Consider the following 19792-nt stretch of genomic DNA (forward strand, 5'->3'; position numbering starts at 1 on the left):
CGCATTCACGAACGAAACCTCATCCGGCCCCATGAGCGAGCTTTTGCGAATTCGCGCGCGCTCTCGCGTTTGCAAGTCGAGTTCGCAACCGCTATGTCCGGGCTTTCGAGAGCGCCCGACATGACAATCTCCGATGACAACGACCTCACCCGCCTGAAGGAGATCGGGCGCATCGTCGCCAATACCCTCGAGGCGATGGGGAAGGCGCTCGAACCGGGCATGACGACCTCGGAGCTGGACCAGATCGGACGAAAATTCCTGGAGACTGCCGGCGCACGTTCGGCTCCGGAGCTGGCCTATGCCTTCCCGGGGGCGACCTGCATCAGCGTGAACGAGGAGATCGCGCACGGCATCCCGGGTGATCGGCGGATCGCGCGTGGCGACCTCGTCAACATCGACGTTTCAGCCGAGAAGAACGGCTTGTTTGCGGATACCGGCGCCTCGTTTGCCGTTCCACCCGTAACCCGCAGGATAGAACGCCTTTGCAGGGATGGCCGGCGGGCGATGTGGACGGGCCTGCAGCAGGTCGGCGCCGGCAAGCCGATCGCCGGCATCGGCAAAGCCATCGGGACCTTTGCGCGGAAAAACGGCTACAGCCTCGTCAGGAACCTCGCCAGTCACGGTGTTGGCCGTTCGCTCCACGAGGAGCCGACAGAGATCGCAACATGGCCCGATTCCTCCGAACGCCGCATCATGAGCGACGGCCTTGTGTTCACCGTCGAGCCATTCCTGTCCTTTGCCGCCGAGTGGGCGGAGAATGGTGATGATCCGTGGACGCTCTACAGCAGTCCCGAGGCGCCGACCGTGCAGTACGAACACACCGTTGTCGCCACCCGACACGGACCGTTGATCGTTACGATGGCCGGTTAAGGGCCGCCCTGGCCAGAGCCCGAGACGTCTCAGCGTCGCCCGGCAAGAGGTGGCGTCATGCCACCGGATCCTTGCGATAAGCCGAACGGCCCCGGTCATCCGGCGCCAGCGGCGGCGCCGGTCTCGCGGCAGCGCTCTTCAGCGGAGCAGCGTCGAGTCCTGAGGTGACCTTGACCGGCGCAGATCCGGCGTCGCGAGAGGCGACGATCCAGATCAGGAAACCCGCAAGCGCGAGCGCAGCGCCGACGGGGCCGGTGGAGGTCCAGCCCAGCCCCTCGCGAATGGCGAGGCCGCCGAGGAACGGGCCGAGCGCGTTGGCGGTGTTGAACGCCGAATGGTTCAGCGCGGCGGCGAGCGCCTGGGCGTCGCCCGCGACGTCCATGAGGCGGGTCTGGAGGATGGCGCCAAGCGAGACACTGGCACCGATGGCGAAGATGTCTGCCGCAAGCAGCCAGGGATTGCCGGCGGCGAGCGGAAACAGCAAGAGCGCGACCGCAGCAAACAGCAGGATGATGCCCGCCGTCGGCATCAACGCCCGGTCCGCAAAGCGCGGCACGAACAGATTGCCGAGCGTGGCGCCGACGCCGAACACGGCCAGAAAGAACGGGATGACCGCGGTGCTCACCTTGGTGACCTCGATCAGCGTCGTCGCCAGATAGGTGTAGACAGCGAACATGCCGCCAAAGCCGATCGCGCCGATCGCGAGCGTGATCCAGACGCGGCCGCTCTTCAAAGCGCCGAGCTCTCGCAGCGGATCCGACTGGCCAGCCTGATCGCGCGGCGCGAACAGGGCACACAGCAGAACCGTGAGCAGCGCCAGCACCGACACGAGACCGAAGCTCGCGCGCCAGCCGACCGCCTGGCCAATCAGATTGGCGAGCGGCACGCCGATGATGGTGGCGCTGGTCAGGCCGAGCATCACCTGGCCGATCGCCCGCGAGCGGCGATGTTGAGGAACGAGCGAGGCCGCGACCAGCGCGGCGATGCCGAAATAGGCGCCATGCGGCAATCCCGAGAGAAAACGGGCCGCGATCATCGGGCCAAAGCCCGGCGCAAGCGCGGTGAGCGCGTTGCCGAGCGCAAACACGGCCATCAGGACCAGGAGCTGCGTGCGCCGGGCGAAACGCGCGCCAAGCACGGCGATCAGCGGCGCGCCCAGCACGACGCCGAGCGCGTAGGCACTGATCGCATGGCCCGCGGTCGGCTCGTCGACATGAAGGTCGGCGGCGAAGAACGGCAGCAGGCTCATCGATGCGAATTCGGTGGTTCCGATCGCAAAGCCGCCCATCGCGAGCGAGAACAGGACGATGGCGAGGTGAGGGGGCGCGGAGGCCGTGGTCGCGCGGGGCGAGGTCGCTTGAGGCGATATCGACATGTGTCCTGCATTGGTGGCGTCAAGGGGAACCAGCCCAGCGAACGTCGCCACCCCTGCAAGATTTGTCTGCCGTACTTAAAGCGGGATCAGCCTGCGTCAACACCGGAGCCGCGATGCAAGGCTGGCCGCATATCAGCGTCCCGATTTGCGGGTGGCGATGGCGGGAGTGTGTGCAGGGCGACAAGGGCCTGATATGATTTGCTCGCCCTTGCCGATATGTCCCGATGACTGAATTCGCGACTCCCAACTACGCCAGCCATAGCGCGCTCACCGATCCCGGAGCTTACGCCGCTGTGATCGGCGGCCTGCCGCTGGATTTGCCGGTGCTATGTCGCACCTTGCAGGGCCTCCTGATCCACGAAGCATGGATCGAGAGGCAGGGATTGGACGTCGCTGCGTTCGCCGGTCAAAGCCGCACCACCTTGCCTGTGGCCCAGCGCCTGAAGCAGATTCTGGCGATCGACCCGAGACCGCTGACCATCGCCCGGCCGGGCCCGTCGAGGGTATTGGCGACGTGCCGGGATTTTTCACTGATGTCGTGCGCCGTCCTGCGGCATCATCGCGTGCCGGCCCGCATACGCTGCGGTTTCGGCAGGTATTTTACCGGGCATCCCTATCACGACCATTGGGTGTGCGAGTATTGGTCCCGGGACGAGCAACGCTGGATCCTGGTCGATGCCGAACTCGACGAGCTGCACCGCAGTCTGCTCAAGTTCGATTTCGAACCAGTTGATGTGCCTCGTACGGAGTTCATCACCGGTATCGAGGTATGGAAGCTATGCCGGACCGGCGCCATCGATCCTGCGCAGCTTGGCCACGGAACGACGACCGGCCTGTTCTTTGCGCGCGTCAACCTCGTGCGCGATCTGCTCGCGCTCGCCAAGATCGAGACCTCGGCATGGGATACGTGGCGCGCCGCGCGCGAACCACATCGCGTGTTGGACGATGCAGCTCTGTCGCAATATGATGGTATCGCGCAGCGCGGTGAGGCGGGTGCGATCGCGCCATCGCTAAGCGCGCCACCCTGGCACTAGATCGTTCGAGACCCGTGCCGGGCTGCGATGGCTTGCAGCCTGTTCCGAACGCGCGCGCCGGTGTGCTTGCGCTGAGCGCGAGCGTGAATGTGGCGATTGCGAGCGAAAATGTGGCGACAATGGGGAGAGCGAATAATGCACGCATCTCGAATCTCCAATCACGCGAATGTGCGCGCGGCGATGTTACGCGCGTCCGCTGTGCGTCTCGTGCCGGCGACATTGGAATCGCTGAAGACTCTTGTTTCAAAGGGTTTCCAGCGCGCTCTGATAAATCTTCATTAATGAAGCGCGGCCCTTTGGAGCGAACTGTTGCGTCGAGGTTACAGCAATTCCGTCGATCGCTGATATGACGACGCCACGGCCCGGGGGCCTAACGACGAAACTGGAACGGGATTCAAATGAAGAAGAATTTGTTGCTTGCTGCTGTGAGCCTCGTCGCGCTGAGCGCGGCTGCACCGGCGCTGGCTGCTGATCTCGCGGCTCGGCCGTACACGAAGGCGCCTGCGATGGTCGCCGCGATCTACGACTGGAGCGGCTTCTACATCGGCATCAACGGCGGCGGCGGTTCGTCGCACGCGACCTGGGATCTGGTCGGCTTCGGCCGCGACGGTTCGCACGATGCGACCGGCGGCACGGTCGGTGGTCAGATCGGCTATCGCTGGCAGTCCGGCCAGTGGGTGTTCGGCGTGGAAGGCCAGGGCAACTGGGCTGACTTCTCCGGCAGCCACGTCGGTGCGATCTCCGGCTTCACCAACAACACCAAGATCGATTCGTTCGGTCTGATCACCGGTCAGGTCGGCTACGCCTGGAACAACGTGCTGGTCTACGTGAAGGGCGGCGCGGCTGTGGTCGGCACCAAGTACGACGCCTCTCTCGCCGGCGTGTCGCTTGCTTCGGCCAACGACACCCGTTGGGGCGGCACGGTCGGCGCAGGCCTCGAGTACGGCTTCGCTCCGAACTGGTCGGTTGGCGTCGAGTACGACCACATCTTCCTGGGCGGCAAGGATCAGAACCTGACCGGCGGCCTCGGTGTCCTGGCGGTCCACACCAAGCAGGACGTCGACATGGGCCTCGTCCGCCTGAACTACAAGTTCGGTGGCCCGATCCTCGGCCGCTACTGATACCGATCGCTTCGCAAGAAGCGGTTGTCGAAAGCCCCGGCCGTTGGCCGGGGCTTTTTTATTGTTTGAAGTCAACGAGTTAACCATTCCTTTTGGGGACGGCTCAGATGGCTTGACTTCCGAGAACGAAATGAGAACAATGTTCTTCATACGTTCCAGCAAGGGAGCAGGCCATGTTCAGGATTTTCGTGGAAGAAGCCGCCGCACTGGCATCGATCACGCTGTTCGTCGGGATGATCGCAATCTGGGCGCAGGTGATTCCGCAGCTCTAGAAGCAGGGTTGGAAAACCGTTGCCCGGGAACCCCTCGGCGCGCTTGGGGAAAAGCGGGACGACGCGGCCGATCGGCCGCTCCGGCGTGGACTCTGCGGCAGCGACGCCCCACCATGGTGCGGCGAGTCGGCAAAGGCCGGTGGAACGCGGGTGCAGGATGCTCTCATGATCCCCTCGGCATCCCCTTGGGGCCGACGACCGCTCCATCTCATCTGCAAGAGGCCGTCACGCGACCATGCCGAGCGCCGGATTTGTCCACCTTCACGTTCACTCGGCCTATTCGCTGCTCAAGGGCTCGATCAAGATCGCCAAGCTCGCCGAGCTCGCCAAGAAGGACCATCAGCCGGCCCTGGCGCTGACCGACACCGACAATCTGTTCGGTGCGCTGGAGTTCTCCGACAAGATGGCGGGCTCCGGCATCCAGCCGATCGTCGGCTGCGAGCTCGCGATCGACTTCGCCGACCAGGATCCCAATGCACGCAACGCCATTGGCCCGTCGCGCGTGGTGCTGCTGGCGGCGCAGGAGCGCGGCTATCGCAGCCTGATGCGGCTCAATTCGCGCGCGTTCCTGGAAACGCCCGACAGCCACGCGCCCTTCATCAAGTTCGACTGGTTCGATGGCGAGACTGAGGGCCTGATCGCGCTCACCGGCGGCCCTGACGGGCCGATCTCGCTGGCGCTTGCCGGCGGCCATGCCGAGCTTGCGGCTGCGCGCTGCGAGCGTCTCGCCACGCTGTTCGGGGACCGGCTCTACATCGAGCTGCAGCGCCACAACATCGACAAGGAGCGGCGCGTCGAAAGCGGGCTGATCGACATTGCCTATGCCAAGGGCCTGCCGCTGGTTGCGACCAACGAGCCGTATTTCGCCGCGACCGACGATTACGAGGCGCACGATGCGCTTTTGTGTATCGCCGGCGGCCGGCTGATCGCCGAGAGCGATCGCGTGCAGCTCACCCCCGATCACCGCTTCAAGACCCGCGCCGAGATGGCGGTGCTGTTCGCGGACATTCCGGAGGCGCTGGCCTCGACGGTCGAGATCGCCGAGCGCTGCTCGTTCCGCCCGATGACGCGCAAGCCGATCCTGCCGTTCTTCACCGTCGGCGCCGCCGCAAGCTCCGATGCGGCCGCGGTCGAGGCAGCCGAGCTGAAGCGCCAGGCGGAGGAGGGGCTCGCCAACCGCCTGCGCGTGCATGGCCTGTCGCAGGGCACCACGGACGAGGACTACGACAAGCGACTGGCGTTCGAGCTCGACGTCATCATGCGCATGAAGTACGCGGGCTACTTCCTGATCGTGTCGGACTTCATCAAATGGGCGAAGTCGCAAGGGATTCCGGTCGGGCCGGGCCGCGGCTCGGGTGCAGGTTCGCTGGTTGCCTGGGCGCTGACCATCACCGATCTCGACCCGATCAAGTTCGGCCTGCTGTTCGAGCGCTTCCTCAATCCCGAGCGCGTCTCGATGCCGGACTTCGACATCGATTTCTGCCAGGACCGCCGCGGCGAAGTGATCAAGTACGTGCAGGAGCGCTACGGCCGCGACCAGGTCGCGCAGATCATCACCTTCGGTACCCTGCAGGCGCGCGGCGTGCTCCGCGACGTCGGCCGCGTGCTGCAAATGCCCTATGGCCAGGTCGACAAGCTGACCAAGCTGGTGCCGCAGAATCCGGCCGCGCCGGTGACGTTGGCGGCCGCGATCGAGAGCGAGCCGAAGCTTCAGGCGTTCCGCGACGAGGATCCGGTGGTGGCGCGCGCCTTCGACATCGCCCAGCGCCTCGAAGGCCTGACCCGCCACGCCTCGACCCACGCGGCCGGCATCGTGATCGGCGATCGTCCCTTAAGCGAACTCGTGCCGATGTACCGCGATCCCAAGTCGGACATGCCGGTAACCCAGTTCAACATGAAATGGGTCGAGCCGGCCGGGCTCGTCAAGTTCGACTTCCTGGGCCTGAAGACGCTGACCGTGCTCGACGTCGCGGTGAAGCTCCTGAAGCCGCGCAACATCCATGTCGATCTCGCGACGCTGCCGATCGACGATGCCGAGAGCTACCAGATGCTGGCGCGCGGCGATGTGGTCGGCGTGTTCCAGGTTGAAAGCCAGGGCATGCGGCGCGCGCTGATTGACATGCGCCCCGACCGTTTCGAGGACATCATCGCGCTGGTCGCGCTCTATCGCCCCGGCCCGATGGCGAACATCCCGACCTACTGCTCGCGCAAGCACGGCGACGAGGAGCCGGAATATCTGCATCCCGTGCTGGAGCCGATCCTGAAGGAGACCTTCGGCGTCATCATCTACCAGGAACAGGTGATGCAGATCGCGCAGGTGATGTCGGGCTATTCGCTCGGCGACGCCGACCTCTTGCGCCGCGCCATGGGCAAGAAGATCCGCGCCGAGATGGACAAGCAGCGCGACATCTTCGTCGCCGGCGCGGTGAAGAACGGCGTGCCGAAGGGGCAGGCCGAGACCATCTTCGAGCTGCTGGCGAAGTTCGCCGACTACGGCTTCAACAAGAGCCACGCGGCGGCCTATGCGCTGGTGTCCTACCACACCGCCTACATGAAGGCGCATTATCCGGTGGAGTTCATCGCGGCGTCGATGACGCTCGATCTCAACAACACCGACAAGCTTTCCGAATTCCGCTCCGAGGCGCAGCGTCTCGGCATCAAGGTCGAGCCGCCGAACATCAACCGCTCCGGGGCGACCTTCGAGGTCGGAGAAAAGACCATCTACTACGCGCTCGCCGCGCTCAAGGGCGTCGGCATTCAGGCGATCGACCAGATCATCGAGGAGCGCACCAGGAACGGTCTCTTCACCTCGCTCGCCGACTTCGCCGCGCGCGTCAACCCGCGTGCGATCAACAAGCGCATCATCGAGAGTCTCGCCGCCGCCGGCGCCTTCGACACGCTGGAGCCGAACCGCGCGCGCGTCTTCGCCGGCGCCGACGCGATCCTCGCCGCCTGCCAGCGCGCGCATGAGGCCGCGACCATCGGCCAGAACGACATGTTCGGCAGCGCGGCCGATGCGCCGACCATCATGCTGCCGCAGATCGAGGCGTGGCTGCCGGCCGAGCGGCTGCGCCGCGAATACGACGCGATCGGCTTCTTCCTGTCCGGCCATCCGCTCGACGACTACGCCACCGTGCTGAAGCGCCTGCGGGTGCAGAGCTGGGCCGAGTTCTCGCGCGCGGTGAAGACCGGCGCCACCGCCGGCAAGGTCGCGGCGACCGTGGTCTCGCGCATGGAGCGGCGCACCAAGACCGGCAACAAGATGGGCATCATGGGGCTCTCTGATCCCACGGGCCACTTTGAGGCGGTGCTGTTCTCCGAGGGCCTTGCGCAATATCGCGACGTGCTCGAGCCGGGCGCCGCCGTGCTGCTCCAGCTTGGCGCCGAGCTCCAGGGCGAGGACGTGCGCGCCCGCGTGCTGCATGCCGAGCCGCTCGACGATGCCGCCGCCAAGACGCAGAAGGGCCTGCGCATCTTCCTGCGCGACACCAAGCCGCTGGAATCGATCGCCAAGCGTCTCGCCGGCCCCGAGATGGCGTCCTCGAACGGCGCCGCGCCAAAGGTCGGCAGCCCGGGAATTGCGCCGCGCTCCAACGGCGATGGCGAGGTCTCGCTGGTGATGATGCTCGACCTCGAGACTGAGGTCGAGATGAAGCTGCCCGGCCGCTTCAAGGTCTCGCCGCAGATCGCCGGCGCGATCAAGGCAGTGGCGGGCGTGGTGGACGTGCAGCAGCTCTGACGTTGCCTGCACCGCCGCAAACGAAGGCTTAACTATCAAGCTTGTGCGTGGTTTCGAAGGCTGTCGAGCGCAGCTATGAGTTGTTGTCCTGATGATCCGGTTCAGCGGGAAGCGAAGGAAGAGAACCATGTGCGACAAATGCTCCGAAAATCTGCATCAACCTGTTGCTCCTTCGCGGCGCTCCGTGATGCTTTTTGCTGCCTCGGCGCTCGGGGTGGCGTTTGGCGGGACCGCGTTGGCCAAGGAGGCGAAGGCGCCGCCCAAACCGCAGAACGTGCTGTCGCCCGATGCCGCGCTCAAGCGGCTGATGGAGGGCAATGCGCGCTACGTGTCGGGCGTTTCGCGCCGCCACGACTTTACGCATGAGCGCGAAGCACTGGTCGGGGGGCAAAATCCGTACGCGGCCGTTTTGAGCTGCGCCGATTCGCGGATCGCGCCCGAATATGCTTTCGACAGCGGACGCGGAGACCTCTTCGTGTGCCGTGTCGCCGGAAACTTTGCCGGAGATGAAACCGTCGCCAGCATGGAGTACACGGTCGCCGTGCTCGGCACGCCCTTGATCCTGGTACTCGGCCATGACAATTGCGGCGCCGTCGATGCGACCATCAAGTCCCTGAAAGACGACAAGCCGCTGCCGGGGCACATCCCCTCGCTCGTTTCCGCGATCGCGCCGGCTGTGAAGACAGCTGCCCAGCAGAGCGGGAATGCGCTCGACAACGCCATTCGTCAGAATGTCATCGACAACGTCGCCAAGCTGAAATCGGCCGCCCCGATTCTCAATGCGGCAGTCGAGCAGGGCAAGGTCAAGGTGATCGGCGGCATCTATCGATTGCGCACAGGCACCGTCGAGTTGCTTGCCCAGGGCTGAGCACGGGTTCCCGGGGCATCCGGGCCGGGTGATCAGGCCTCTTTCCCGCAGAGGCCGGTCACCGAGCTGTTTGCAAATGCGATAATCCTGAATCTTCCCGGGCATGCTCGTGCTCGGCGTGCCATTTCGCCGCCTCAATCCGAGCCTCTCGTTCAAGCGCCGTTCAGCTGGCCGCGCGTCTGATGCGCAGTGGCAATTCATCAATTAGGGCAGGCAGGCGATGCGCGGGACATACAGAGCTTTCATAAGCCTTCTTTTGCCAATCCTGCTGGTGACTGCGGGTGCGATGCCCGGTCCGGCGCGCGCGCAGCAGCAGGAAAAGCGCATCGCGCTCGTGGTCGGCAACGGCGCCTATGCCAAGTCGCCGCTGGCGACGACCGCGAACGATGCCGGCCTGATCGCGCAGACGCTGCAGGCGGCGGGCTTCGACGTGGTCGGCGCGCGCGATCTCGACGGCGACACGCTGCGCAAGAGCTTTCGCGATTTCATCCAGAAGGCGCAGGCCTCCGGCCCCGGCACCGTCGCGATGATTTATCTTGCCGGCTACGGCGTGCAGCTTGCCGGCGAGAACTATTTCATCCCGGTCGATTCCAACATCACCCGCGACACCGACATCCCGACCGAGGCCCTGCGCATCAGCGACTATGCGCGTCAGCTCGCTTCGATTCCACTGAAGGCCAACATCGTCGTGCTCGACGCAGCCCGCGCGCAGCCCTTCATCGAGGGCGGCCAGCCGATCGCGAGCGGACTGGCGCTGGTCGAGCCCGATCCGAACATGCTGATCGCCTTCAACGCCGCGCCCGGCACGGTGGCGCCACAGGAGCCGGGGCCCTACGGCATCTATGCGCAGTCGCTGGCCGAGATGATTCGCACCGGCGGCCTGCCGCTGCCTGAGGTGTTCGATCGCGTCCGGCTGCGCGTCAACGAGGCCTCCAAGGGTGCGCAGGTGCCCTGGAACGAGCAGAAGATATCGGCGCCATTCTCGTTCTTCGATCGCGGGCCCGACGCGCCGCCGCCGGAGGCCTCGGCCGACCAGATCGCCGCGATCCGCAACAAGCCGATCCGCGATCTCGGTGTGCAAGACGCCTACGCCGCCGCGCTGGAGCGCGACACGCTGCCGGCCTACGAGGAATTTCTCGCGGCCTATCCGAACGATCCGATGTCCAGGCGCGTGATGGCGATCGTTGCGGCGCGCCGCGAGGCGATCACCTGGCGGCGGACCTATCGCACCGACACGCCGGAGGCCTATTGGTCGTATCTGCGCCGCTATCCGCGCGGCCCGCATGCGGGCGATGCGCGCCGGCGCCTCGCGATCCTCACCGCGCCGGTCGAGCCGCCGCCGACCTTCGCGATGATCGACTATGACGTGCCGCCGCCGCCGCCGGAGGAGGTGGTCTATGTCGACCGTCCCGTGCTGTACTTCAGCGATCCCGATTTTGGCTTCGCGCCGCCACCGCCGCCGCCGGTCTATTATCTGCCGCCACCGCCGCCGGATTTCGTCGTGCTGGAGCCGCCGCTTCCCGTGGTCGGCCTGTTCGTGCTGCCGCAGCCGATGTTCGTGCCGATCCCGGTGTTCGTCAGGCCGCCGGTCTATGTCGCGCCGCCGCCGAACAACATCATCTACGCCAACATCCACAACACCACGGTCATCAACACCGTGATCAACCAGCCGCCGGCACCTGCCGCGGGAGTGGGAGCAGGCGCCGGACCGGGCAATCTCGCGCCGGCGGTTGCCGGCCGCGCCAATCCGGCCGGTGCAGCCGTGCCGCAGGCGGTCACGCAGCGTGCCGCCCTGATCCAGCAGGGCAAGGCGCCGATGCCGCCGAGCGCCACGATCCAGCCGATGGCAAGGCCCGGGACGCCGCCGGTGGCGCCGGCCAATGTCGCGCCGACCGCGGCTCCATCCGCTGCGCCACAGACCCGGTTGCCTCAGGCCAACACGCTGCCGGTTCCCGGAGCCCATGGCGGCCCGCCGGTGCCGCCGGCCGGGGCAGGGCCTCTGCCGGGCGGCAGGCCCGCACCGACGGCGACCGCACCAGGCGCGACACCGCCGCCGCGTCCGGGGGTGCCGACCACGGCACTACCCGGTGCAACGCCGCCGGCGCATCCCGGTGCGCCAACGGCTGCCGCTCCGGCGACCGCCGCGCCCGCCACGGCAAACCCGACTGTTGCGCCCGGCCAACCGCCGAAGCCGCCGGTTGCACAGACCCCGCCCGGGACAGGGCCTGCTGATCGTGCCAAGGCCGCGACGCGCGAGCCGGCCGGTTCGCCGCCGCCCGGCGCGCCCGCGCCCGGTACGCATCCGGGCACCGCGGGACGGCCGGTCGTGCCGCCGCCCTCAGCCTCGCGTGAGCCGATCAGGCCGCAGACCCAGCCGTCGGCCCCGCCACAGGCGGCCAGACCGGCCGCACCGCCGCCCCAGGCCGTGGCGCGGCCCACGCCGCCGCCGCGGGTGTCCGCGCCCCCGCCAAGGATGGCTGCACCTCCGCCGCCACGACCCGCTCCGCCGGTGGCGGTCGCGCGGCCGGCGCCGCCGCCAATAATGGCCCGGCCTGCGCCACCCCCGCCGGTAGCCCGGCCGGCGCCACCGCCGCCGGTGGCTCGGGCGGCGCCACCGCCGCCGCCACCGCGGATGGCCGTCGCGCCTCCGCCGCCGCCGCGCCCGGCAGCACCTCCGCCGCGTCCCGCGGCCCCGCCGCCGGCGGCAGCCAAGAAGTGCCCGCCGAACCAGCCCAAGTGCTAGTCAAGCGCTAGTCAGGCGCTGGTCAGGCGCTGGTCCGGCGCTGGGGCGTGGCGCGGCCTTTACGGAAGGGGGCCTCTCGCGGGCGAAAACCGCCCGCGAATGGGCCCTTATTTCCTTGCTTCTGGCCGAAATCGCGCTATATAGCGCGCCATCTCACACGGAAGCATGGCTCACAAGGCCGTCCGGTGGCAGCCGGGGCGACAACGCTCCGTTTTGCTCACACGCTTCCGGAGGAACCAACCGGAGAATTATAACGATGGCGCTACCCGATTTCACCATGCGTCAGCTTTTGGAAGCTGGCGTGCACTTTGGTCACCAGTCTCACCGCTGGAATCCGAAAATGGCTCCGTTCATTTTCGGCACCCGCAACAACATCCACATCGTCGACCTCGCCCAGACAGTGCCGTTGCTGCACCACGCCCTCCAGGCGGTCAGCGACACGGTGGCCAAGGGCGGCCGCATCCTGTTCGTCGGCACCAAGCGCCAGGCGCAGGACGGCGTCGCGGACGCTGCCAAGCGCTGCGCGCAGTATTTCGTCAATTCGCGCTGGCTCGGCGGCACGCTGACCAACTGGAAGACGATCTCGGCCTCGATCAAGCGCCTGCGTCATCTCGATGACGTGCTCTCGGGCGGCGAAGCCAATTCGTACACGAAGAAGGAGCGCCTGACGCTTCAGCGCGAGCGCGACAAGCTCGACCGCTCGCTCGGCGGCATCAAGGACATGGGCGGTCTGCCCGACCTGATCTTCGTGATCGACACCAACAAGGAAGACATCGCGATCCAGGAGGCCCAGCGCCTCAACATCCCGGTCGCCGCGATCGTCGACACCAATTCGGACCCGAAGGGCATCACCTATGTGGTGCCGGGCAATGACGACGCCGGCCGCGCCATTTCGCTGTACTGCGATCTCATTGCGCGTGCGGCGATCGACGGCATCTCGCGCGCCCAAGGCGATTCGGGCATCGACATCGGTGCGTCGACCCGTCCGCTCGCCGAAGAGCTGCCGGCGGCTTCCTCGAGCGGCTTCCAGGGCCTCGCGGGTCCCCGCGGCACCGCCGACGACCTCAAGAAGCTCCCGGGCGTGTCGGGCGCGATCGAGAAGAAGTTCAACGACCTCGGCATCTTCCACTTCTGGCAGCTGGCCGAGCTCGACCACGACACCGCGCACACGATCGGCGAAGAAGTCGGTCTGCCGAGCCGCGCGGATGCCTGGGTGGCCAAGGCCAAGGCGCTGACCGCGGAAGCGGAATAGTCAAAAAGAGCGATGGGTTGGCCGGATAGACTCCGGCCACCATTTCAGTTGACGCGAATTCCTGAGATGGACCGCGGCGGGGCAATTGGATGCCACGCCGCGGCAAACCGGCAGGCACAAAGGATATTCAACGATGGCAACGATCACTGCTGCGATGGTCAAGGACCTGCGCGAGTCGACCGGCGCGGGCATGATGGACTGCAAGGCCGCGCTGACCGAAAACGACGGCAACATGGAGGCGGCGCAGGACTGGCTGCGCAAGAAGGGCCTGTCGAAGGCCGCCAAGAAGTCCGGCCGCGTCGCGGCTGAGGGCCTGATCGGCGCGCTCACCAAGGGCACCAAGGGCGTCGTGGTCGAGGTCAACTCCGAGACCGACTTCGTCGCGCGCAACGGTCAGTTCCAGGGCCTGGTCAAGATGATCGCCCAGGTCGCATTCGACGCCGGCGCCGATGTCGAGAAGATCAAGGCCGCCAAGGTCGGTGACGTCACCATCGAAGCTGCGATCAATGACGCGATCGCGACCATCGGCGAGAACATGACGCTGCGCCGCGCAGCTTTGCTCGAAGTGAGCCAGGGCGTGGTGTCGCACTACGTCCACGGTGCGGTCATCGACGGCGCCGGCAAGATGGGCGTGATCGTGGCGCTGGAATCGCCCGGCAAGGCCGACGAGCTTGCCGCGCTCGGCCGCCAGATCGCGATGCATGTCGCCGCCACCAACCCGCTGGCGCTCGATCCGTCCGGCCTCGATCCGGCGGTCGTCAAGCGCGAGAAGGACGTGCTCGCCGACAAATATCGCCAGCAGGGCAAGCCCGAGAACGTGATCGAGAAGATCGTCGAGTCAGGCCTCAAGACCTATTACAAGGAAGTCTGCCTGCTCGAGCAGGCCTTCATCCACGACACCGGCAAGTCGGTGGCGCAGGCGCTGAAGGAAGCCGAAGGCAAGGTCGGCGGTGCTGTGAAGATTGCGGGCTTTGTGCGCTATGCTCTCGGTGAGGGAATCGAGAAGCAGGAAAGCGACTTCGCAGCCGAGGTCGCTGCGGCCAGCGGCAAGAAGTAAGCCGGAACGTTCCTTCCGGCGTGCCGCCGGAAGCGGCGCCCGGACAAGGAAAGTGCTCATGACTGATCCGGTCTATCGTCGCGTCGTGATCAAGCTGTCCGGCGAATATCTCGCGGGACAGCAGGGTTTTGGCATCGATCAGCCGACCGTCGACAGGGTTGCGGACGATCTGATCGCCGCCCGCCATCTCGGCACCGAGGTTGCGGTCGTGATCGGCGGCGGCAACATCGTGCGCGGCGTCGAGGTGTCCTCCCGCGGCGTCTCGCGCCCGACCGGCGACACCATGGGCATGCTCGCCACCATGATGAACTGCCTCGCGCTGGAAGCGGCGATCGAGCGCAAGGGCACGCCGGCGCGCACGCTGTCGGCCTTCGTCATGCCCGAGATTTCCGAGCTGTTCACCCGGACTGCGGCGCACAAATACCTCGCCGAGGGCCGGATCGTGCTGCTCGGCGGCGGAACCGGCAATCCGTTTTTCACCACCGACACGACCGCGGTGCTGCGCGCCGCCGAGATCGGCGCCCAGGCGGTCCTGAAGGCGACCAATGTCGACGGCGTCTACTCGGCTGACCCGAAGAAGGACCCCACCGCCACGCGGTTCGACCGGCTGACGCATTCGCAGGCGATCGAGGGCGGCTACAAGGTGATGGATGCGACCGCCTTCGCGCTTGCCCGGGAGACGTCGCTGCCTATCATCGTGTTCTCGATCGCGGAGCCGGGTTCGATCGGTGCGATTCTACGTGGCATCGGCCACGGTACCATCGTCGCCGGCTGACGGCTCATCTGGCGCGCCCTGAAGGGAGGGCGCGGTGAGGTCGCCGGGATTTTGAAGGAGAAAACGTGATGCCCACGGGTAATTTCGACCTCAACGAAGTGAAGCGCCGCATGCAAGGCGCCGTCCAGTCCCTCAAGCACGAGCTCGGCGGCTTGCGCACCGGCCGCGCCTCCGCATCGATGCTCGACCCCGTGCAGGTCGAGGCCTATGGCAGCCACATGCCGCTGAACCAGCTCGCCACCGTCAGCGTGCCCGAACCGCGCCTGATCTCGGTGCAGGTCTGGGACAAGTCGATGGTCAAGGCGGTGGAGAAGGCGATCGTCGATTCCAATCTCGGCCTGTCGCCCGCGACCGAAGGCCAGGTGCTGCGCCTGCGCATCCCCGAGCTCAACGAGGAGCGGCGCAAGGAGCTCGTCAAGGTCGCGCACAAATACGCGGAAGCAGCCAAGGTCGCCACGCGTCACGTCCGCCGCGACGGACTCGACGTTCTGAAGAAGCTCGAGAAGAATCACGAGATGTCGGAGGACGATCAGAAGCGTCATGCCGACGAGGTGCAGAAGGCGACCGACGGCACGATCGCCGAGATCGACCAGCTGCTGGGCGCCAAGGAAAAAGAAATCCTCACCGTCTGAGGCTGCCGTCATGTCCAACGCCGCCGCGCCCGCAACGGAAGGACCCGACCGGTCCGAGGCGCCTGCGCATGTCGCCATCATCATGGATGGCAACGGGCGTTGGGCGGCCGCGCGCGGCTTGCCGCGGGCTGAAGGTCATCGCCGCGGCGTGGAGGCCTTGCGCCGCGTGGTGCGCGCCTCGCACGAACTCGGCATCCGCTATCTCACCATCTTCTCGTTCAGCTCGGAGAACTGGTCGCGCCCGGCGAGCGAGATCGGCGATCTGTTCGGCCTGCTGAGGCGCTTCATCCGCAACGATCTCGCGAGCCTGCATCGCGACGGCGTCAAGGTCCGCATCATCGGCGAGCGCGAAGGGCTCGAGAGCGACATCTGCGCGCTGTTGAACGAGGCCGAGGAACTGACGCGCGACAACACGCGCCTGACGCTCGTCGTCGCCTTCAACTACGGCTCGCGGCAGGAGATCGCAAAAGCTGCGCAGAAGCTCGCGCGCGAGGTCGCGGAGGGCAGGCGCGATCCTGCCACGATCGACGCCGAGACGCTTGGCGCGCATCTCGATGCGCCCGATATTCCCGATCCCGATCTCATCATCCGCACCAGCGGCGAGCAGCGCCTGTCCAACTTCCTGATGTGGCAGGCCGCCTATAGCGAGCTCGTCTTCGTGCCGATCCACTGGCCCGATTTCGACAAGGCGGCGCTGGAAGGCGCGATCGCCGAATTTGCCAGGCGCGAGCGCCGTTTCGGCGGCCTGGTTGCGAAAACCGCCTCGTGAGCGAACCCGAAACCGCACCGGCTGGCTCGAAGCCTGCCCCGAGCAATCTCGTGATGCGGGTCCTCGCAGCGCTGGTGCTGGCGCCGCTTGCCATCGCGCTCGCTTATGCCGGCGGCTGGCTGTGGGCGCTCCTCGTCACCCTGGTGTCGATCGGGCTGTTTGCGGAATGGCTGATGGTGGTGGGCGCGGGGTCCGTTGCGCTGACCGCGTCCGGAACGATCGTCCTGGCCATCATGGGCTTCTGCGTCGCCTTCGGCGCGCTCAAGACCGCCGTCGTCACCGGCCTCGTTGGCGGCGCCATCGTGACGCTGATCGCGCGAGGCAAGTTCGTCTGGGCCGCCTCCGGATTCGCCTATGCATCGGCGGCGCTGCTGGCCTCGATCCTGGTACGGCAGGATCTCGTGAACGGCTTTGCCGCGCTGATGTTCGTGCTGCTCGTGGTTTGGGCGACCGATATCGGCGGCTATTTCGCCGGCCGCAGCATTGGCGGACCGAAGCTGTGGCCGCGCGTGAGCCCGAAGAAGACCTGGGCCGGCGCCCTCGGCGGCTTTGCCGCCAGCCTTGCGGTTGCCGCGGGCTTTGCGGCTTGCGGGCTCGGGAAGGCGGTTCCATTGCTGCTCGTCAGCGCCGTCCTGTCGGTGGTCTCGCAACTCGGCGATCTCCTCGAATCCGCAGTGAAGCGGCGCTTCGGTGTCAAGGATTCCAGTCACTTAATTCCCGGCCATGGCGGTCTACTGGATCGTCTGGACGGCTTTGTCGCCGCCATCCTGGCGGCATGGATTATCGGCTTTCTCCGCCATGGTGTGCATAGCGCCGGAAGCGGTCTTGTGGTTTGGTGAGGATATGAGCGCGGTCCCATTGCGTAATAACAAGGCTGCGGCGTCTGCCGTCCGCAGCGTCACGGTTCTCGGTGCCACCGGCTCGATCGGCGACAGCACGATGGATCTGCTGCGCGCCTCTCCCGAACGCTACCGCGTCGAGGCGCTGACGGCGAACGGCAATGTCGAAGCGCTGGCAAAGCTCGCGAAGGAGTTTTCCGCACGCTTCGTGGCGATCGCCGACACCTCCAAGCTCGCCGAGCTCAAGGCCGCGTTGGCGGGTACGAGCACCGAATGCGGCGCCGGCGAAAGCGCGGTGATCGAAGCCGGTGCGCGTCCGGCCGATTGGGTGATGGCTGCAGTCAGCGGCGCCGCCGGGCTGAAGCCGGCGCTCGCCGCGGTCGATCGCGGCGCACATGTCGCGCTCGCCAACAAGGAATGCCTCGTCTGCGCCGGCGATTTCTTCATGCAGCGCGCGGCGAAAGCCGGCGCCTGCATCCTGCCTGCCGATTCCGAGCACAATGCGCTGTTCCAGGCGCTCGGCTCGGGCAATCGCGATGAACTGGTCCGTGTCATCATCACGGCATCCGGCGGTCCGTTCCGGACCTGGAAGCCTGCCGACATCGAGCAGGCGACACTCGCCCAGGCGCTGAAGCATCCGAACTGGAGCATGGGTCAGAAGATCACGATCGATTCCGCCTCGATGATGAACAAGGGGCTCGAGGTGATCGAGGCCTCCTATCTGTTCGCGCTCTCGCCCGACGAGATCGACGTTCTCGTGCATCCGCAGTCGATCATCCACGGCATGGTCGAGTTCTCCGACCGTTCGGTCGTGGCCCAGCTCGGCGCGCCCGACATGCGCACGCCGATCGCCCACTGCCTCGGCTGGCCCGACCGCATCAAGGGACCGGCGGCCAAGCTCGATCTGGCCAAGATCGGCCAGCTGACCTTCGAGGCGCCCGATTTCGAGCGGTTCCCCGGACTACGGCTGGCTTACGATTCGCTCCGGACCGGGAAGGGGGCGACCACGGTGTACAATGCCGCCAACGAGGTCGCGGTCGCCGCCTTCATCGCCGGCAAGATCCGGTTCGGCGCGATTGCCCGGCTGGTCGAGGCGACACTGGAGGATTGGATCCGGGGTGGGAACCAGAGGCCCCTGACGTCCGCCGACGATGCAATCTCTGTTGACCATGTTGCTCGAAATAGAGCTGCCGCCCTATTGCCTCAAATTGCCTTAAAGGCAACCTAGATGGTTCGGGGCCAGGGCCTTGCGGCGCTGGATGAGGGAATTCGATGATCGACTTTTTTGTCCATAGTTTCAATACGTTGAGCCATGGGCTCCTCGGCTACGCAATTCCCTTCCTGTTCGTCCTGACCATCGTCGTGTTCTTCCATGAACTCGGCCATTTTCTGGTCGCGCGCTGGGCGGGCGTTCGGGTGTTAACCTTTTCGCTCGGCTTCGGGCCTGAGCTGGTCGGTTTCAACGACCGCCATGGCACCCGCTGGAAGATTTCGGCGATCCCGCTCGGCGGTTACGTCAAGTTCTTCGGGGACGAGAGCGAGGCCTCGACCCCGTCGGCCGAGACGCTCGCGGCGATGACGGCCGAGGAGCGCGCCGGCAGCTTCCACCACAAGAAGGTCGGCCCGCGCGCCGCCATCGTCGCGGCCGGACCGATCGCCAATTTCATTCTGGGGGCGCTGATCTTCGCCGGCATGGCCCTGTATTACGGCAAGCCGAGCACGATCGCGCGCGTCGACGGCGTCGTCGCCGATGGCGCGGCGGCTGCGGCCGGCTTCAAGATCGGGGACATCGTCGTCCAGATCGACGGCAAGCCGATCGAGAGCTTTGCCGACATGCAGCGAATCGTGGCGATGAACGCCGGTTCGGCGCTTGCCTTCCAGGTGAAGCGCGACGGCGCCATCGTGTCGCTGACCGCGACGCCGGCGCTGCTCGAGCGCAAGGATCCGTTCGGCAACAGCCACCGCCTCGGCGTGCTGGGCGTCGAGCACAAGTCCCAGGCTGGTGAGGCCTCGACCACACCGGTCGGTGTCGGCGAGGCGCTCAAGATCGGAGTCGAGCAGGTCTGGTTCATCATCACCAGCACCTTCAAGTTCCTGGGCTCGCTGTTTGTCGGAAACGGCAATCCCAACGAGGTCAGCGGTGTCCTCGGAATCGCGAAGATGTCGGGGCAGGCGGCCAGCGCCGGGTTCCAGTTCGTGATCAATCTCTGCGCGGTGCTGTCGGTGTCGATCGGCCTCCTGAACCTGTTCCCGATCCCGCTGCTGGATGGCGGTCACCTTATGTTCTACGCGGCGGAGGTGGTCCGTGGCCGGCCCCTGTCCGAGCGGACGCAGGAGATGGGGTTCCGAATCGGGCTTGGTTTGGTGCTGATGCTGATGGTGTTCGCGACCTACAACGACATCCTGCGGATGGCGGCTTCCTGATAGGGGCTTTTTTGAGGCGTTG

Annotated in this window: 15 protein-coding genes; 14 read left to right on the forward strand and 1 reads right to left on the reverse strand. The window is 66.2% G+C overall.

Annotated features, from left to right (window positions below):
• Positions 1-120 precede the first annotated feature (120 nt).
• Positions 121-870, forward strand: a complete 750-nt coding sequence (gene map, locus BM118_RS01000; RefSeq protein WP_092184163.1) for a type I methionyl aminopeptidase — start codon at positions 121-123, stop codon at positions 868-870.
• A 55-nt stretch (positions 871-925) separates the two neighbouring features.
• Here the strand turns inward: map and BM118_RS01005 are convergent, their stop codons facing one another.
• On the reverse strand, positions 926-2245 hold the full coding sequence (locus tag BM118_RS01005; protein ID WP_177233918.1) for an MFS transporter: 1320 nt from the start codon (positions 2243-2245) through the stop codon (positions 926-928).
• Positions 2246-2469: 224 nt separating this feature from the next.
• On the opposite strand from BM118_RS01005, the gene BM118_RS01010 reads away from it, so the two are divergent.
• The 13 genes from BM118_RS01010 (at position 2470) to rseP (ending at position 19770) form a co-directional block, all read left to right on the forward strand.
• Positions 2470-3279, forward strand: a complete 810-nt coding sequence (locus BM118_RS01010; protein WP_092181030.1) for a transglutaminase domain-containing protein — start codon at positions 2470-2472, stop codon at positions 3277-3279.
• A 398-nt stretch (positions 3280-3677) separates the two neighbouring features.
• Complete coding sequence (locus BM118_RS01015; RefSeq protein WP_092181032.1) at positions 3678-4400, forward strand: outer membrane protein; 723 nt, start codon at positions 3678-3680, stop codon at positions 4398-4400.
• A 507-nt stretch (positions 4401-4907) separates the two neighbouring features.
• Positions 4908-8411, forward strand: a complete 3504-nt coding sequence (gene dnaE, locus BM118_RS01020; RefSeq protein ID WP_092181034.1) for a DNA polymerase III subunit alpha — start codon at positions 4908-4910, stop codon at positions 8409-8411.
• A 127-nt stretch (positions 8412-8538) separates the two neighbouring features.
• A complete protein-coding gene (locus tag BM118_RS01025; protein WP_092181038.1) occupies positions 8539-9279 on the forward strand; it encodes a carbonic anhydrase in 741 nt (246 codons plus the stop codon).
• Between the two features lie 220 nt (positions 9280-9499).
• Positions 9500-12022: a caspase family protein gene (locus BM118_RS01030; RefSeq protein WP_092181041.1), complete on the forward strand. Its 2523-nt coding sequence runs from the start codon at positions 9500-9502 to the stop codon at positions 12020-12022.
• Positions 12023-12278: 256 nt separating this feature from the next.
• Entirely contained in the window at positions 12279-13274 is a 996-nt protein-coding gene (locus BM118_RS01035) for a 30S ribosomal protein S2 (protein ID WP_092181044.1), read from the forward strand.
• A 133-nt stretch (positions 13275-13407) separates the two neighbouring features.
• Positions 13408-14331, forward strand: a complete 924-nt coding sequence (gene tsf, locus BM118_RS01040) for a translation elongation factor Ts (protein WP_092181047.1) — start codon at positions 13408-13410, stop codon at positions 14329-14331.
• Positions 14332-14389: 58 nt separating this feature from the next.
• A complete protein-coding gene (gene pyrH / locus BM118_RS01045) occupies positions 14390-15106 on the forward strand; it encodes a UMP kinase (protein ID WP_027545778.1) in 717 nt (238 codons plus the stop codon).
• A gap of 68 nt (positions 15107-15174) precedes the next feature.
• Positions 15175-15738 carry a ribosome recycling factor gene (gene frr, locus BM118_RS01050; RefSeq protein WP_092181050.1) on the forward strand — a complete coding sequence of 188 codons (564 nt, stop codon included), beginning with the start codon at positions 15175-15177 and terminating at the stop codon, positions 15736-15738.
• Between the two features lie 10 nt (positions 15739-15748).
• On the forward strand, positions 15749-16507 hold the full coding sequence (locus tag BM118_RS01055) for an isoprenyl transferase (protein ID WP_092181053.1): 759 nt from the start codon (positions 15749-15751) through the stop codon (positions 16505-16507).
• Positions 16504-17346 (forward strand): phosphatidate cytidylyltransferase, encoded by an 843-nt coding sequence (locus tag BM118_RS01060; protein ID WP_092181056.1) that lies wholly within the window; start codon positions 16504-16506, stop codon positions 17344-17346. Before BM118_RS01055 ends, BM118_RS01060 begins: the two co-directional genes overlap by 4 nt.
• Before the next feature lie 4 nt (positions 17347-17350).
• Positions 17351-18574: a 1-deoxy-D-xylulose-5-phosphate reductoisomerase gene (dxr, locus tag BM118_RS01065; RefSeq protein WP_092181060.1), complete on the forward strand. Its 1224-nt coding sequence runs from the start codon at positions 17351-17353 to the stop codon at positions 18572-18574.
• Between the two features lie 44 nt (positions 18575-18618).
• Positions 18619-19770, forward strand: coding sequence for an RIP metalloprotease RseP (gene rseP / locus BM118_RS01070; RefSeq protein ID WP_092181063.1), 1152 nt, complete (start codon positions 18619-18621; stop codon positions 19768-19770).
• The last annotated feature ends 22 nt before the right edge of the window (positions 19771-19792 follow it).

Source organism: Bradyrhizobium sp. cf659 (genome assembly GCF_900113725.1).
In the GTDB taxonomy this organism is placed as follows: Bacteria; Pseudomonadota; Alphaproteobacteria; order Rhizobiales; family Xanthobacteraceae; genus Bradyrhizobium.

What these genes read in the sequence shown, in the direction of transcription:
- map (WP_092184163.1), top strand. Translation starts at nt 121, where the DNA reads ATGACAATCTCCGATGACAACGACCTCACCCGCCTGAAGGAGATCGGG.
- BM118_RS01005 (WP_177233918.1), bottom strand. Translation starts at nt 2,245, where the DNA reads ATGTCGATATCGCCTCAAGCGACCTCGCCCCGCGCGACCACGGCCTCC.
- BM118_RS01010 (WP_092181030.1), top strand. Translation starts at nt 2,470, where the DNA reads ATGACTGAATTCGCGACTCCCAACTACGCCAGCCATAGCGCGCTCACC.
- BM118_RS01015 (WP_092181032.1), top strand. Translation starts at nt 3,678, where the DNA reads ATGAAGAAGAATTTGTTGCTTGCTGCTGTGAGCCTCGTCGCGCTGAGC.
- dnaE (WP_092181034.1), top strand. Translation starts at nt 4,908, where the DNA reads ATGCCGAGCGCCGGATTTGTCCACCTTCACGTTCACTCGGCCTATTCG.
- BM118_RS01025 (WP_092181038.1), top strand. Translation starts at nt 8,539, where the DNA reads ATGTGCGACAAATGCTCCGAAAATCTGCATCAACCTGTTGCTCCTTCG.
- BM118_RS01030 (WP_092181041.1), top strand. Translation starts at nt 9,500, where the DNA reads ATGCGCGGGACATACAGAGCTTTCATAAGCCTTCTTTTGCCAATCCTG.
- BM118_RS01035 (WP_092181044.1), top strand. Translation starts at nt 12,279, where the DNA reads ATGGCGCTACCCGATTTCACCATGCGTCAGCTTTTGGAAGCTGGCGTG.
- tsf (WP_092181047.1), top strand. Translation starts at nt 13,408, where the DNA reads ATGGCAACGATCACTGCTGCGATGGTCAAGGACCTGCGCGAGTCGACC.
- pyrH (WP_027545778.1), top strand. Translation starts at nt 14,390, where the DNA reads ATGACTGATCCGGTCTATCGTCGCGTCGTGATCAAGCTGTCCGGCGAA.
- frr (WP_092181050.1), top strand. Translation starts at nt 15,175, where the DNA reads ATGCCCACGGGTAATTTCGACCTCAACGAAGTGAAGCGCCGCATGCAA.
- BM118_RS01055 (WP_092181053.1), top strand. Translation starts at nt 15,749, where the DNA reads ATGTCCAACGCCGCCGCGCCCGCAACGGAAGGACCCGACCGGTCCGAG.
- dxr (WP_092181060.1), top strand. Translation starts at nt 17,351, where the DNA reads ATGAGCGCGGTCCCATTGCGTAATAACAAGGCTGCGGCGTCTGCCGTC.
- rseP (WP_092181063.1), top strand. Translation starts at nt 18,619, where the DNA reads ATGATCGACTTTTTTGTCCATAGTTTCAATACGTTGAGCCATGGGCTC.